Genomic DNA, 14,084 nt, shown 5'->3' with positions numbered 1-14,084 from the left:
AGCTGATATGGGCATGGAATCCTGTTCCATACCCTGGAAACAACTACATCAATACCCACTGATTTTTGGCACGACGCTCAAAGAGACTGCCATCGGGAGCAATTTGCACAATAGTGAGCCAGCGATTATCAACAAGCTGGCCCAGAATCGTGCTATTCCCGATGATGCGATCCATCACCTCCGTTGGCGCTTCAATGAAGGCAGACAAACGCAATGGCTCGTGCTGAAGCCCTCCGTTACTATCCCGCAAGGACTGTTCAGAAAGACCGATACGCAGATCCCCCCCGTTCCCTTCCAGAACCCCGATAGTGCCTCCCACCACGTTATGCAGCACCTTGTTCCCACAGCCCTGGCGCTGGTTATCCACAATAGAGCCGTAATACTGCATGTTGATCCAGTTGGCCACAATCAGCGGTGCCGTCATAATCAGCGTCAAAACTGCAAAATCCGGATCTTTGGCTACATCGTAGTCGTGAAGAAAGGCGCGCCCTCCCAGGTTCATTTCCCGCGTGCGCCAGCGTGGAGCAGCGATGAAAGCGGCGTTACCTGCCAATGCCCATTCGGGACGGACCTGCGACCAGTCGCGGCCCCGGAAGTTCATATTTTTGGCGACAGCGTCCTGATCCTGCAGATTAGCCTCCAGGCGCAATATCCTTTCCAGTCGGGTAAGGTTGGCTGCCTTAGCCAGCGCCTCACGTACTTCTTCGAGAAGCGGGTTGTCCAGTCTGGGGTTATTCCACTCACCCAAAATCTCCACCTGATCCGTAGTGGTATCGTGCAGCGCCGGCACAAAGCAGGTATCAGGCTTTATATCCCAACCTTTTTGCACCAAAGCCTCCCGAACCCCGGCATCATTGAGCAAACGCGCTGCAGCTTTGGCGTTTACCTCCCCGGTTTGCCCGGCACAAGCGCCACAATCCAGTCCCGCACGGTGCGGATTATTGGTGGTGGAACTACCATGACCTACGAGTAGAACCATGGGGGCCATTCCCCGATTCAAACCCAGACCATTCAGAATAAACTCAGCCATGGCGGTTCGTTCCTGCAGGGTTAACGACCCGGGCAGAACACACTGCAGACTGGCTCTTTCCGCTGCATTCAAACCTGCTTCGTCGGGGGGTACGGAAGCCCGGTGCCATCCTAAGCTGTCTGCCAGTAGCTTGCCCACATAAGACAGACCGGCGGTTTCCACGAAAGAAAAACAGGACGAGGCCGAAAGTTTGAATTGTTTCCATGCAGCTCCCCGGCGTAAGCGACGAAATCGGTTTTGAATAACGGCTTCGGGTGCCTCTTCCTGGACATGCACACTGGGGTTGAGCAGGACGGGCGACTGTGTTCTTGCTCCAGCATCTCCCTGTCGCTGATAATCCATTAACACGCCAAAGAATCCTGCGAATCCAATCGTTTCCAGCGAAGGCAAAACACCCTCAAGATGCCGCCGAAACACTTCCGAACGGACATCAATACAAAAGGCAGCCTGTACCTGAGCTTTGCTCTGGGATTTTTGCGCCGGTGAGCGACGAATTTTCGTTGCCACCTGTCGACGGTAGGCTATTTCCGTTGCGCGCAGCAGCACTTCTCCCCGCTCGGCATTGGCATTATCCGAAGTTTTGTTGTCAACAATCCATCCCTCAATCTGTTTCCGCCAACGCTCGATGATCTTGGGTTGCGCTACCTGACGCAGAAGCGCTTCCCAAACCATGCGGATGGTGAGTAAATCAGCGAGATCCTCTTGCTGATCGCCTTGCAATTCTGCCTGCCAAAGCAGATAACGACACCAGCTGGCCCAGCCTCCAACGGATTTCAGGAGTACCAGTAAATAGGCCTCTTCTGCAGTTGTTGGAATGGCCAGATGTTGCAAGGCCCATATTCTCGCCTGTGCCGCATCGGCTGGCATAGCGAGCAGCCCGGGACGAATTTTTTTGAGTCCTAAAGGACCCAGGCTACGATCCGTAAGGGTGTATTGCCGCCAAGTCGCATAGAGTCCCAGCCGGTTGTCCTTGGGAAAACTCCACAAGGATTGCCCCCGATCATAATAGGCCGCCAAAAAGTGACTGATCTGCTCTACCACGTACTGTGAAATGGAAGCATGTCCCCGACGATCCATTAATTCCGGCAATCGGGGCAGGCGCATGGGTAATTCGGGATCTTCCCGGAGATAGGCTCTCCAGTCTCCTTCGTCTGTGGACTGGCCCAGATCTTCTGCGGCCTGAAGAATATCGGCCATATCCAGCTTGCCCGTTTGCAGAAGATCTGCATACCAGCGTCGATCCATCAATACCCGCTCGCCAACCGTCTCCTGAAGCTGTGCGGCTACCTGCGAAAAAGGTTGGTCGGCGAACCCCCAATAAGGATTGACGGCTACAAAACTGTCCAGGGGCCAGACCGGAGCAATCCGGCGCATCACTCGATCAAAAAGTTGTTCGGTATTTACTGTATTGCTTGTATTCATTAGATGCCTCCAGACTTTTCAGGAATATTCTGGTTTTGTGCGATGGTTTGTAAGGATTCCACGGCAAGATTTTTGCGTGGGAGTTGCACACTGACGCGTTCGGACCAAAAGCGATGCGAAATCTGCTCTACCCAGTAATCTGTATATAACCCATTGTAAAGATGGGTAAACAGGATCATCTGCAGATTTTGAGGCAACAATCTGCGTCCGGGACCCTGTAACCAGCTCAGTATCAGAAACCCTATGGCCGTCAAGGCAACCAGTGCGAGGTAGGAAACCGATACAACGGGCAAGGAGCGGGTCAGATTTGAAGTGAAACCCCACACAAAAAGTGTATGCAGAACCAGATAGGTAAACCCCATGCTTATGGCAACGATTAAGGACGTAACCCGATCAGGCATCGTGCTGAACAGAAAGCCCCTGATCATGATCTGCGAGATAGCTATGGCGACAATCATCACCAATGCGAACCAGGTCGGATTTTGGAGTGGATTTTCTCCGAAAAGCCATGCACCTCCCCCGGCAATCAGCGCTCCCAGCACCGTCGCCAATAGCCATGAACCCATGCCGGGTATTTTCTTACCCCCGGTTGGTACTTGCCGCAATTGATCGGTGACACTGCCCGAAGACAGAAACGCATGCGCCTTGTAAAGCGAGTGACCCGTCAAGTGCAGCAATGCCAGAGGGAACAGGCCAAGACCCAATTCCAGTGACATGAATCCCAGTTGCGCCGTAGTTGACCAAGCCAGCATGGATTTGATGGAAGTCTGGGTAGTCATGACCAGCGAGGCAATAATCACCGAAGCAAGGCCCATGAAACCCAGTAAAATCAGTGCATCAGGAACGCGTATCAAGAGCGAACTGGTGCGAAGGGCTATAATGGCACCACTATATACCACGCCCGCGTGCATCAAAGCGGATACCGGGGTCGGTGCCTCCATGACCTGAATCAACCAGCCTTGAAAAGGAAAATGAGCGCTTTTCAGAATCACTGCCATCACAATCAACCAGGCAGCCAGCTGCAAAGCCCAGGGAATACTTTCCGAGTGCTCCACAAAGTAACGGATGGAAGCAAACTCGAGGCTGCCAACTTGCTGCCCGATGAGCAGGGTAGCCGCCACCAGGGCCATATCGGCGGCTCTGGTAAAAAGCGACTTTTTATGGGCGGCCATGATCGCTTTGGGCCGATCAGCGTAAAACTTCAAGAGCTTGTTCAGGCTGAACCCCATGATGATAATGCCCAGGGTAAACAGGCCGATATTTCCTGAAACCACAGCGATCAGAAAAAAACCGCCCGTAAGTGCAAGCAGACGAAAAAAACGGGCTTGATGAGGATCGCCATCCAGATAGCCGACGCTGTACTGCGCAATCATGACAATCACGAAAGACACCAGAGTGGCCAGGAGCAAGGTCAAACCATTGACGGCAATTGACAAGGGAAAATCAAAATGCAGAACGGCAAGAGGAATTTCCGTGATGATCAAATCACTTCGTGCGCCCCAAAAAAAACCAATATCTGCAGCTATTGCTATCGCCAAGGCGGAGATCGCCGCCCAACGTACGCGGTAACGATAAGACAGAGCGGATTGTCTTGTTGTCCGCGCATTGGGAATGGCGGCTACAATCAGTCCGGCAGGCAATGCTGCCAGCAACGCTCCTGTAAGCCAGGGAATGGAACCTATTGAAAACATACTTACCTCCAGGGTTCAAATGACCGAGGAAGACAGTAATAAAATTTTAATATTTATTCTAATTTAATATATAAATTAAATATATTTACTTTTATAAATATATCAAGTCCGCGCGGAAATTATTAGAGATATCGAGCCAGTTCAGGCCATAACTGCACGAGGCGATTAGTAATGAAGGGTTCCTGAGAAACAGAGAAGTCCAAAAATTTTCCTGCTGTTAGGGAGAGTTGCCGGTTTCGGGGATAGACCAAAAACCATTTACGCAAGATTGGAAACTGTTCCGTCTCGAGGACCTCAATGGGGCCACTGGTTCCTTCCAGTGCCAGTGAATGAATGGAGAGAATGGATATTCCCAGACTGCTTGCTACAGCATGCTTGATCGCTTCATTGCTGCTGAGCTCCATAGTGATCCGGGGCCGCAAGCCTTGTTCCTCAAATAGGCGCAAGTAAGCATGCCGCGTTCCTGATCCCGGTTCCCGGATGAGAAAGGGAGTTTCTGCAACAGCGTGCAGTGGGACAGGTTTTTTTTGACGGGTAAGAGGGTGTCCTCGCGGTACCATGACCGTCAGGGGATTCAATGCAAAAGGAATAGCCTCTACATCAACCTCGTTGTCGGGTACCTGTCCCATGACATAGAGATCATCTTCCCCATTCTGGATGCGTTGAATGATTTCATCGCGATTGCTGACTGTCATGGCAAACTCGATGCCGGGAAATTGCTGACCGAAAGCCGCCAGTAGCTCCGGAGCAATATATTTGGCAGTAGTCACCACGCCCAAGCGTAATTTTCCCCGACGTATTCCCTTGCGATCAGCAAGTTGTGTTTCCAGGTTTTCAAAAGTACGAAATAGCTCCCGGCAGGCTGCATACAGATCCTGACCGGCATCAGTGGGTCGAATTTCTTTTCCGCTTGATTCAAATAAAGGAAGCCCTATCGCTTCTCCTAGTTTTTTCATTTGCAAGGAGATGGTTGGCTGTGCCAGAAAGAGCTCATCCGCTGCCTTGGTAAAACTTTTCATGCGAATAACCGTAGAAAAAATCTGCAATTGCCGAAAAGTCACATGGCGCAAAAGCGAATGAAAGGATCGCGATTTTTCTTCTTGATTTTGCTTGTTATTCATAAATAAACCTATGCGCTCCCTAGATGGATTCTACCTTGATATATTAGCTTCTTTCAATGCGAATGTTGTGAGACTTTTTTGATGGAATGTAGGCTTCCAAGACCGCAAGCCAAAATTTTCAGAAAGAATTTCAAGGGGATCAGCTTAGTGAAGTCGTGCTATACTCTCCACGGGAACCGCATCAAACCGTGCAGAATCCTTTCTGCGTATGCTCAATATAATCCATATAAGAAAAAAACTACCTGTTTAAATACCTCTGGCAGATTCTGATACGGTCATATTGTAATAAATATTACTATGCTATCGAGCAAACATCAGCAAGCAGTTGATTAAAATTTTTATGTACGGCAATCCTCCTGATACGAACGACTGCTTTCAGTCTGGGCCTGCCCTTGGTTGGAAGAACTGCAGAGCAGCCCAATCAGGCCCTGTCCAGCTAAAAGTTTCACAAAGCTTTTACCATTTCACTCCCAACCCGAAAAGTATCAGCACACACTCCCTGCAGAAATTCATCGTCCAGACCAGACTATGGCGCAACAAATGCAGTCAGCGTTGTAGACATTGATGACAGAAGGAGGAGGGAGCTTTCGATCTGATTTTTTGTATAACCAAAAAAACAAAACCGCATGCTGCCATAGTACAGGATATCTGAAAAGAATGTATATATTTGATATGCTACAGACTACTGTCATTCCACAAAAAGGAGGCTGACATGACCGCATCCCACAAAGATCAACTCCTCGCACTTGGCGAAAAACTCAAACAGGACGTGGAAGCCGCTGGTAATAAGCGTTCAGATGTTTTTCTGTCCATCTGGAATGGCATTGAACAAAATCTGCTGGACAAAGATTTCGACCCGATGTCCGCGCGTGATCCAAAAACGCCCGTCGAACTGAGCCTGCGCGAAGGCTTGGTGGATATCGGACGTTACTATCTGGCAGACGATGACCGCCTGCCCAATGACGTGCAGGTTTCCGAATAAACAGCGCTGCGGCATTGGATCTGTTGGATGCGCCCTGGTTTTATCCAGTGCTGGGCAATCACGATGCCATGCTACGGCCACCGGAATGGAGCGCGTAACGCTGGGAAATGCGCCCGTGCTCTAAAGAAAAATAAGGGGAGAAAATACACATGGATATTGCCTTGGAACAGGCCTTGCGGCGGGATTATCCCGCACTGTACAGCCACTACCGGGAAAATCATTTCTGGTGCGAAGACGGCTGGTATCCATTGCTTTGTGCTTTGTCACAGACGCTGGAAATCTACGGTCAGGGGCATGGCATTCGTATTCACGTCCATGAAGTCAAACAGAAATTCGGGACAATGCGTTATTATTATGGCTATGACGGCGTGTTGACAGACCGGCAGAAACATGCGCTGTTTTAGATCGTCGAAGAATATGAGAATCGCTCCCGCCGAATTTGTGAGCACTGCGGTTTGCCGGGCACCTTATTGGTCCGTGACGGTTACTGGTATGTGGCCTGCCCGGAACATGCCAGGGGTGGACTCACGCCCGCAGGCAAACCGGACAATCGACGCCAGCTCTGGATTGATGGACTGACAGGCGGATAGTGGGCGGGATTCTTCGTCATCCACTAAGCGACGGTCACGGCCTTGGGGCAATTTGGGCTTGCGCACTAGTTCAACAGGATTGATGAGGGATGCCATGCGCCACTCCTTATGAGCAACCTCAAACAAATGAGAGAGTAGGGCAAGGTGCAGCCGTATCGTATTCGCCGCTTTACCCTCGGATTCCATTTCTTTAATGGATGCCGAGACATCTTGACCATCAATGGAAGCCATAAAGCAACAAGCAATTGGTCGGGCCTGCCATTGTCGAGCAAACCCTCGTTCACGGCGACCGTCGCCATTTTTCGTCGGTATGATGTCTTGCGCGTATCGCTCAAGACACTCCTTGAGCGTGGTGCTTTCCGCTTCGCTACGGTCTCTCCAAACCTCACGCACCATTTCGGATTCGGTGATGGTGGCCCATCCTTCCGCTTCTTTCCGTGTCCGAAAGGTTTTGTACTGAGCAGGGAACCCCTTTTTACGGACAGCAACCTGCCAGCCGATACGCTCACCTTCTCTGTCATAACTTGGAATGATAGATGCCATATAGCCTCCCGCAATGAGTATCTAACGAGAGGTTAAACCAGACTGGACTGTGGTGCAATTACGGTGCAAATTCGATATGGCAAAGAAAAAAGGCTTAGATAAAAGTCTAAAACTTTGTTTTATTTGGTGGGTTGTGAGGGGATCGAACCCACGACCCGCTGATTAAGAGTCAGCTGCTCTACCAACTGAGCTAACAACCCAATGCCTTTAAACTGTGATTATTCTACATGCTTGTATCGTATTGTTCAACCGTTAATATCTTCTTTTTATTCAATGTGATAAAAAGCGTGGCCGATAGTTTTAGGGACGTATCTTATGATGGTTTTCCTCAAATTTAATCAATCATCACTAACCGGCTGGGACCGTTTACGTTTACTTTACGTTTACTTTCAGCCTTGCGCTTGCATGATTCCGCATGACGGCACATGACAGGTTTCCGCACTTTTCAGACACAAAAAAGCCCGCAGCATGAGCGGATGCTCAGAGGCTACGGGCTGACAACCGGGTACGTCTTCAGGGGAGGAACTTCCGCGCAAGGTGCGGTAGCATTCCCACAATATATTCCTCATCCATGCACAGGCTATGGAGAGCGGTGTACATGTCTTTCGGAGTGGTGTTCATAATGGCTGATTCCAGGAAACAGCCGGCATCTGCATAGTTGGGTTCAACCAGCGTACGTCCCATGATTCTCTGGCCCTGGTTGTCATGGACCTCAACGATGACCATGGAGGTTGCTGATTTTCGGTTAAGCTTGAGTTTTTTGATGAACTGGTCGCGGTCGTTATCGACCCGTTCAACGATGTCTTTCAGTGCGTCATCAGGGTAGGACAGGGTGGCCGTAGCCAGGACGTCCATCTCAACGGTTACATGGATCATAATTACCTCTCTTGTGTATTAAAAACCGGTTCTCCCGGTTGCGTGAAAGCACCTGAATGGGTGCATGGGGAGATCTGGAGACAGCCAGTACTGGTCCATACGGACAGAAGCCAAAAAAAACCGCACCTGAAAAGATGCGGTTTGGAACTAAAGTGGTCAATGCGAGGTAATTTTGAATATGATCTTTGTGTTATCAAACGGCCCGCCAGATAGAGGCGACCCGGGAAAGTAACCCCGACGATTGTTTGGATCCATGCGCGGGTATTTGCACGACTGACCGTGCCGGTCCTACCTGCTCGGCTCCGTAGAGATTGAATACATCCAGCCAATCGAGGGATTTTGCCTCTTCTGGAATCGGATGTTGGGGTAACACAATACGGGTTCTACGGCCCTGCTCATGCAATCGTAGTGCCGCTTTTTGCGCGCTTTCTATACCAGGGCAGACCTGCTTGCCATGAATCATTTGTGGCCTGTCCTTGTCTGCCCATAAAACGACACTGTGGGCCTCATCGGGTGGTTCAAAGGCCGCCATCATGGTGTCCGAAATGAGACCCCACACAGGTTTTTGCCGGGCGGTCATGATCGCAGCAGCCGTTTCCAGACCTTCGGCACCCTGTACGACGCCATTGACGACGGGACCGAGCCGAATGGCTGCGCCAGACGTGCTTTTCCCAGGCAATGGCGTCATCAACTTTTTGGGTGCGGATACTGGAGCCTTTCCATGCCCTTCCGGATCGAGATAAGTGCGATGCAGATTGACCGCATCGCCATTTTTGGCGGTGACCAGACACAAGAGAGCGGGGAAACGGCCGTTGAGTTCACCCTCCTGATAATAAGTCAGGCTGGGATGAAACCGGATGACCGCATCTGGGTTGGGGATTAAATGCAACCAACCTTCCAAAGGAATACCGCGAGATTCAAAATAATTTCTCGCCGCCTTTGCCCGAGTATCCGTTATCGGAATACTTTGGGTCCAGGTATCGCTTAACCGCTTACTGGCATTCATCCGTTCTGGCACCTTGGGCGGGGCGGGCGCCCGCCGTTGTGTAAATTCCTGAAGTTCACCCGTACCAAGTAATTCTGCCACGGCTTTCAGGGTGGTGACAAAATCCCAGTTGCGTAACCACATCAACAAGGCAAAACCATCGGACTGGCTGCCACAAGTATTACAGATTCCACCGCCCGTTTCCCGAACATCCTTGAAAACACGAAATCCGTCCTTACCGCCATGAACGGGGCAGGGGATGTGTTTGCCTGGATGCTGGAGGGCGGGTTCAATTTCGGGTGCCAGATAACTGAGTATCATATCCCACTGGTCACGCGCCTCCTGCCGCACAACCGCAGCGTCATAACGTTTTTGCATAAATATTCTCCTGTACAAAGCGCAATGCCGACAGTCATGAGGACTGCCGGCTAAAAAATCTTTTGCCGTTCAGGAATGCAGACGAGAGAGGCGTTCCAGGAGAGCGATTTGGGCATCCAGCGCCTCCGGACCTTTCTGCTGAGAGACATAGATGCCGGAACTGGTTCGAGTGATGATGCATTGCCTTTCGCGGTCAATATAAACATCCTGACCAGGCGTAGAGCAGGTGGCACTTCTGGAAGCGGTTACCGTGATGGGGTCGTGGGGCTCAGCCCCTGCCAGGGACTGATAAAACAGATTTGAAGAAACCGGTTTGAGACCGGTTAATGGGATGGATTCAAGCATAAGATTTCCTCCGTGATGCCTTTTTTTTGCAGATTCAGGAAGGTTTGATAAAGAAAGACTTCCGGGTCCACGTCGGTTAATGCCGCGCAGACACGGAATCCATAAGGTCGCCAAGAGGGGTCGCTGAACCAGCTGAGAATGTCCCGAATTAACGGAAGATCGCGCTGTTCAATGGCCTCGTGCAGCTGCTCGCAAGACTTTTCAAGCAGGGCTTTGTGTAATTCCAGCCTTTCTTCACCGGTAAAATCCGGAACAGGCTCGTCATCAAACAGATCATCCAGAAAATCGATGTCATTGACTGGAATGGCCCTGGAATGGGCGCGGGATGGTTTCCGCTTCGGCTGTGCAGGGGGTTCGTCGATATCTGAAAAATCAAAAAGACTGACCGGATGCAAGACCTCGCCGTTACCGGTCATCATCGTGTGATGCTTTTGTACTTTGCTCATCATGAATGTCCTTAGTTGAAGGGCATATCCGCGAGGAAGGACAATTGAGAATCGGGCAATAACTGCTTCATTCTCCAGTCCTTGACGGATGCCAGGGTGTATCGGGAGACGGAATCGGGATGTTCTGCAAAGAAATCATCCTGTTGATGTTTCCCCATCTTGGCCAAAACCAAAGCCGCTGAAGGAGCTATCTTGCCGTTCTCCAGGGCTTTTTCTGCTTTGTCCGAAAGATTGGAAAGTTGTGCGAGTTTTTTGACGTCGCGCTTGTACAGGCCCAGCTGCTTCTGAATATCATCATCACTCAGGGACTGCTTATGCAGTTCTCTGAATGCCTGTATTTCAGACGCGTAGTTTCTGGACCGCACCAGATTTTCGGTAATGGTGACGGCGGGACTGGCCTGCGCGTCATTGCGAATAATCGCCACGACATGGGCCTCCGGATTGATTTCACGGATAGCCTGCAGACGCCGAATACCGGCGAGAACCTGGAAAATCTGCTCGCCATAATGGGTTTCCAGAAGAACGGGTGGTTCTATAAGCCCCTGTTCACGGATACTGCGCACGAGATTGCGCGGGGCCTTGCCATCTGGGATTTCGATGCGATGGAGAGGTAAATCATCAACGAATACCCCACACATGAGGGTGTTTTTAAAAGTGGTTTTGACCATGATTAGGCTCCTTGTGGGTCATGCATCACCAGGACGTCATATCCTGCCTCTGATGCTTCGGTGACCGACTTGGGTAAGGCTTCGCCGTTATCCTCAAACTCGATGTGAGTAATTGGCAGCGCGAGGAAAAGTCCCGGTCGGCAGTCTTCCGGGGCGTCTTGTTGTTCAGGCAATGAATAGGTGACGTCGCCAATAGAGGCGGTTTGGTCACCGGTCATCAAACTGCCCAGGGACTTTGCATAGTGCCAATGAGCGCCGATGCACGGTTCATCCTTGCCATGATCTTCTATGGCTTTGGGGCAACCGTTAGCGGGGAGGTTGAGGTGTTCGGTATAAGCTTTGGGATGAATAAAAATCATCCGGCTTTTCCCTGGGGTCAGTTTGCTGAGGTCCAGCAGTGGGCTGACCCGCCGAGAGGCCCCTTTTTGACGGGTTTCCTCTACATAATCCACCAGGGACGGGTAGAAGGACTCTCCGACCCAGACATAGGCATCAAAGACCCCGGGGATGTAGGGATTTTCCCGAAGGATCGGGGTTCTGAAAGATTCCCCGGGAGCCGCATCAAAGGGCACCACGGGGTCGATTAAAAAAGCTTCCAGCGGAGATCCGTGCTCCGATAATCCGGTGCAAAGGTAAATGCCGCCTTTGACCCGAGAGCCGCAGCCACGGGTACCGCCCGTGCTGGTTCCATCATAAATAGGCATAGCTACTCCTTGTTGTGCGTCATGGAGACGCTCAAATGGGGATGGGGAGATGCGCGTATGGCGCGATAGGGGGGTTAAATGAGATCCGGTTTACGTCCGGTAACGGCCAGGAACTGGCGTAAGACCAAGCTTTTCTGATATATCCCGCGAAATATATGAGAAAAGCTACCGAACGGAGAGGTTCGGTGGCTTTGCGTTAGTACAGATGGAAAAGGAGAATCAGGCGCGCAGCTTTGCTGGGGCGTTGGCCTGGAAAACCGGAATATAAGCAGAGGGAACGCGCCGTAGCGCTTGTTCCCGCCAACTTCCCGGGTAGGTTTCCTGCGTAAAAAAACCGAACAGCAAATGGCCGTTCGCGGTTTTTCCTTCGACGCAGAGTTCATTAGTGTAAATCTGCCGTTTGGTGATGTAGCAGTATTTAATCTTCGTCATGTTAAGCTCCTGATAAGACATCAGTAATTGACAAAATAGCCATCGCCGTAGATTTGTGTTTGAGATTGATTGCCGGTTTTACACGTTGATTACATTGTATTCGGTGTAGCCCAGCGCTCTCATGATGGCACTTATGGCACCCTTTATAGCTGGATGCCCGGCACCGGATATGACTTCATCAACTTGTATGCCAGCAGCTTCCAATGCGCGCGCAAAAGCTGATGATTGACCATCAGTGCCCACTGCGCGACATTTTACGCTGGAAAATATCTCAACGCCTTGCTCTATGTCTGCAACCAGCAAAGTTGCATAAACATAGTCAGAATCGTTATTTTTATTGATGTAGAACTTTAACGTAACAATGTTTTCATTGTTCGCCACACCAGTGTAAACATTGATCATTAGCTTATTAGGCAATCGACCATGTTCTACGTTTTTTTGGGTGATTACAGCTTTCATTTTGCCTCCATGATACGGCCAGGGTTTGAGGCCCTGGCATTGATGATTAGTGCAATGGAACGGCGCGCGTGCGTCCGTGTTCTCCGCGCAAAATGGCCACTTGCTCACCCGCTACCAGGTGAGGGTTGCCGACTTCCGGAACCCCCAACAGCTGGCCATCGTCGAGTTTCACCATGACCTCAGTTCCTTTGTGGGCGTCTGGGGTCAGTGCATGGCCGAGAATTGCTCCACCTAATGCGCCAGCTATGGCCGCTATAGGGGTGGAGGAAATGGCAAACCCGACGGCCGCGCCGCCCAGGCCGCCCGCAAAACTGTTAGCCGACTGACCGCCGACATTACGGATGCGGATAGGCTGACAACGGATGACCGTACCTTCTGCCAAAGCTTGGGTTCGGAGATTTTCCGTGTAGGCGTACCGATGATAGGAAAGTGGCTGCATGGCGCAACCGGCTAGAGCAACCACAGCAATAAGAGCAACAACAGCTTTCAAGTATTTCATCATGGAATTCTCCTGAATGAGCTGGGAACTCCCCGACCGGGTGAGTTTCCCGATGGGGATGTATGCCCTGTAAGGGCGGATATTCCCTATAACGCTGGGTGGCGACTCGGATAACGAGCGTGAAAAATCTGAAACCTTTTCTAACGAAGCTGTGGCCAGTTCGGTTAGAAAAGGTTGGGCTATATCAGCCCAGACCTTGTGCTCATTTAAATGCGTTTTCGGTGCAGAGTTGCCAGATTGATTCGTCAAAATGGCAACCGAATATTGACTGCATATCGGGAACGCCCTTGCCGGGTGAGTTCCCGATAATGCCGGGTTGGGACTTAATCAAAAATGTGGACGGCGCAATGAGAAAAAGGTTGAGCCATAACGCGTCGAAACCTCGCTTATCTACTTCAGCGATTGTTTTTCTGAAGATATGACTTTTTCGCCCAAGCTGCTTCCACAGCGGCTCTTGCTGCATCGTGCGTGAAGCCCAGGCCGGACTCTTCAGCAAGTTTGGTGTGAAAATCGAACGCAAGTTGAAGGGCATCCTGAGCCAGTGCTTCGATGGTGATATCACTGTCTTTACCGACTTCAATGACCTCCTCGTCTTTGGTTGTCCAGGACCTGCTATGCAGGCCAAGTCCGTCATTCATGAATTGCAGTGCGATGCCTATACTCAGTTGAGATTCACGAATAATGGGCTCAACTGCTAAAATGTAGACATTGCTAATGGCGTAATTCATTTCAAAATGCAGATGCGGTGTCTCACCCTCCATATAGGATTCCGCATTATCGGCAGAAAACCCACAGAATTCCGGGGTGCCAAGAAAAGCGCTCTGCAATTTTTCACACAGGGCTTCAGCTTCCTTATCGGTGCGACATTTTTCTGCTTGTTTGACAAAATCGTTAGCTCTCATGAAATACTCCT

The 14,084-nt window shown here is 50.7% G+C and carries 16 protein-coding genes and 1 tRNA gene; 2 read left to right on the top strand and 15 right to left on the bottom strand.

Features of this window, described 5'->3' with window-relative positions; translation table 11 throughout:
* Positions 1-43: 43 nt before the first annotated feature.
* The 3 genes from GCD22_RS09425 to GCD22_RS09415 form a co-directional block, all read right to left on the bottom strand.
* Complete coding sequence (locus tag GCD22_RS09425) at positions 44-2,452, bottom strand: YbcC family protein (protein WP_031573297.1); 2,409 nt, start codon at positions 2,450-2,452, stop codon at positions 44-46.
* A complete protein-coding gene (locus GCD22_RS09420) occupies positions 2,452-4,143 on the bottom strand; it encodes a proton-conducting transporter transmembrane domain-containing protein (protein WP_010639009.1) in 1,692 nt (563 codons plus the stop codon). The genes GCD22_RS09425 and GCD22_RS09420 overlap by 1 nt, the downstream gene beginning before the upstream one ends.
* A 122-nt stretch (positions 4,144-4,265) precedes the next feature.
* Positions 4,266-5,264: a LysR family transcriptional regulator gene (locus tag GCD22_RS09415; RefSeq protein WP_010639011.1), complete on the bottom strand. Its 999-nt coding sequence runs from the start codon at positions 5,262-5,264 to the stop codon at positions 4,266-4,268.
* Between the two features lie 712 nt (positions 5,265-5,976).
* Between GCD22_RS09415 and GCD22_RS09410 the strand changes: the two genes are divergently transcribed.
* Both GCD22_RS09410 and GCD22_RS09405 read left to right on the top strand, forming a co-directional pair.
* Positions 5,977-6,246, top strand: a complete 270-nt coding sequence (locus GCD22_RS09410; protein ID WP_153940759.1) for a hypothetical protein — start codon at positions 5,977-5,979, stop codon at positions 6,244-6,246.
* 149 nt (positions 6,247-6,395) lie between these two features.
* Complete coding sequence (locus GCD22_RS09405; RefSeq protein ID WP_024894168.1) at positions 6,396-6,650, top strand: hypothetical protein; 255 nt, start codon at positions 6,396-6,398, stop codon at positions 6,648-6,650.
* Between the two features lie 63 nt (positions 6,651-6,713).
* On the opposite strand, the gene GCD22_RS09400 is transcribed toward GCD22_RS09405, so the two are convergent.
* From GCD22_RS09400 to GCD22_RS09345, 12 genes are all read right to left on the bottom strand, one after another.
* Positions 6,714-7,379, bottom strand: coding sequence for a site-specific integrase (locus GCD22_RS09400; RefSeq protein ID WP_051690660.1), 666 nt, complete (start codon positions 7,377-7,379; stop codon positions 6,714-6,716).
* 124 nt (positions 7,380-7,503) lie between these two features.
* Positions 7,504-7,579: transfer RNA gene (locus tag GCD22_RS09395), tRNA-Lys, on the bottom strand.
* A 313-nt stretch (positions 7,580-7,892) separates the two neighbouring features.
* Positions 7,893-8,255, bottom strand: coding sequence for a hypothetical protein (locus GCD22_RS09390; RefSeq protein ID WP_153940758.1), 363 nt, complete (start codon positions 8,253-8,255; stop codon positions 7,893-7,895).
* 193 nt (positions 8,256-8,448) lie between these two features.
* Positions 8,449-9,618, bottom strand: a complete 1,170-nt coding sequence (locus tag GCD22_RS09385; protein ID WP_153940757.1) for a DUF7146 domain-containing protein — start codon at positions 9,616-9,618, stop codon at positions 8,449-8,451.
* Between the two features lie 69 nt (positions 9,619-9,687).
* The gene (locus GCD22_RS09380) at positions 9,688-9,963 is read right to left on the bottom strand and encodes a hypothetical protein (protein WP_024894173.1); all 276 of its coding nucleotides are present in this window, start codon (positions 9,961-9,963) and stop codon (positions 9,688-9,690) included.
* Positions 9,942-10,412 (bottom strand): hypothetical protein, encoded by a 471-nt coding sequence (locus tag GCD22_RS09375; protein WP_153940756.1) that lies wholly within the window; start codon positions 10,410-10,412, stop codon positions 9,942-9,944. The genes GCD22_RS09380 and GCD22_RS09375 overlap by 22 nt, the downstream gene beginning before the upstream one ends.
* 8 nt (positions 10,413-10,420) lie before the next feature.
* Positions 10,421-11,077: a ParB/RepB/Spo0J family partition protein gene (locus GCD22_RS09370; protein ID WP_153940755.1), complete on the bottom strand. Its 657-nt coding sequence runs from the start codon at positions 11,075-11,077 to the stop codon at positions 10,421-10,423.
* Positions 11,078-11,079: 2 nt separating this feature from the next.
* Positions 11,080-11,781: a hypothetical protein gene (locus tag GCD22_RS09365; protein ID WP_153940754.1), complete on the bottom strand. Its 702-nt coding sequence runs from the start codon at positions 11,779-11,781 to the stop codon at positions 11,080-11,082.
* A 219-nt stretch (positions 11,782-12,000) separates the two neighbouring features.
* The gene (locus GCD22_RS09360) at positions 12,001-12,213 is read right to left on the bottom strand and encodes a hypothetical protein (protein ID WP_153940753.1); all 213 of its coding nucleotides are present in this window, start codon (positions 12,211-12,213) and stop codon (positions 12,001-12,003) included.
* A 78-nt stretch (positions 12,214-12,291) separates the two neighbouring features.
* A complete protein-coding gene (locus GCD22_RS09355; RefSeq protein WP_153940752.1) occupies positions 12,292-12,672 on the bottom strand; it encodes a phospholipase D-like domain-containing protein in 381 nt (126 codons plus the stop codon).
* Positions 12,673-12,718: 46 nt separating this feature from the next.
* Positions 12,719-13,174 carry a hypothetical protein gene (locus GCD22_RS09350; protein ID WP_153940751.1) on the bottom strand — a complete coding sequence of 152 codons (456 nt, stop codon included), beginning with the start codon at positions 13,172-13,174 and terminating at the stop codon, positions 12,719-12,721.
* A gap of 392 nt (positions 13,175-13,566) precedes the next feature.
* Positions 13,567-14,073 (bottom strand): hypothetical protein, encoded by a 507-nt coding sequence (locus GCD22_RS09345; RefSeq protein WP_153940750.1) that lies wholly within the window; start codon positions 14,071-14,073, stop codon positions 13,567-13,569.
* Positions 14,074-14,084 lie beyond the last annotated feature (11 nt).

Source organism: Acidithiobacillus thiooxidans ATCC 19377 (assembly GCF_009662475.1).
Taxonomy (GTDB): domain Bacteria; phylum Pseudomonadota; class Gammaproteobacteria; order Acidithiobacillales; family Acidithiobacillaceae; genus Acidithiobacillus; species Acidithiobacillus thiooxidans.
The sequence above is the reverse complement of the archived record's forward strand: the minus strand, read 5'-3'. Positions and strand labels throughout refer to the sequence as shown.

Bases quoted from the DNA above. Each gene is read 5' to 3' on its own strand.
- GCD22_RS09385 (WP_153940757.1), bottom strand. From the start codon at position 9,618: ATGCAAAAACGTTATGACGCTGCGGTTGTGCGGCAGGAGGCGCGTGAC.
- GCD22_RS09370 (WP_153940755.1), bottom strand. From the start codon at position 11,077: ATGGTCAAAACCACTTTTAAAAACACCCTCATGTGTGGGGTATTCGTT.
- GCD22_RS09380 (WP_024894173.1), bottom strand. From the start codon at position 9,963: ATGCTTGAATCCATCCCATTAACCGGTCTCAAACCGGTTTCTTCAAAT.
- GCD22_RS09365 (WP_153940754.1), bottom strand. From the start codon at position 11,781: ATGCCTATTTATGATGGAACCAGCACGGGCGGTACCCGTGGCTGCGGC.
- GCD22_RS09420 (WP_010639009.1), bottom strand. From the start codon at position 4,143: ATGTTTTCAATAGGTTCCATTCCCTGGCTTACAGGAGCGTTGCTGGCA.
- GCD22_RS09350 (WP_153940751.1), bottom strand. From the start codon at position 13,174: ATGATGAAATACTTGAAAGCTGTTGTTGCTCTTATTGCTGTGGTTGCT.
- GCD22_RS09425 (WP_031573297.1), bottom strand. From the start codon at position 2,452: ATGAATACAAGCAATACAGTAAATACCGAACAACTTTTTGATCGAGTG.
- GCD22_RS09355 (WP_153940752.1), bottom strand. From the start codon at position 12,672: ATGAAAGCTGTAATCACCCAAAAAAACGTAGAACATGGTCGATTGCCT.
- GCD22_RS09360 (WP_153940753.1), bottom strand. From the start codon at position 12,213: ATGACGAAGATTAAATACTGCTACATCACCAAACGGCAGATTTACACT.
- GCD22_RS09375 (WP_153940756.1), bottom strand. From the start codon at position 10,412: ATGATGAGCAAAGTACAAAAGCATCACACGATGATGACCGGTAACGGC.
- GCD22_RS09415 (WP_010639011.1), bottom strand. From the start codon at position 5,264: ATGAATAACAAGCAAAATCAAGAAGAAAAATCGCGATCCTTTCATTCG.
- GCD22_RS09410 (WP_153940759.1), top strand. From the start codon at position 5,977: ATGACCGCATCCCACAAAGATCAACTCCTCGCACTTGGCGAAAAACTC.
- GCD22_RS09405 (WP_024894168.1), top strand. From the start codon at position 6,396: ATGGATATTGCCTTGGAACAGGCCTTGCGGCGGGATTATCCCGCACTG.
- GCD22_RS09400 (WP_051690660.1), bottom strand. From the start codon at position 7,379: ATGGCATCTATCATTCCAAGTTATGACAGAGAAGGTGAGCGTATCGGC.
- GCD22_RS09345 (WP_153940750.1), bottom strand. From the start codon at position 14,073: ATGAGAGCTAACGATTTTGTCAAACAAGCAGAAAAATGTCGCACCGAT.
- GCD22_RS09390 (WP_153940758.1), bottom strand. From the start codon at position 8,255: ATGATCCATGTAACCGTTGAGATGGACGTCCTGGCTACGGCCACCCTG.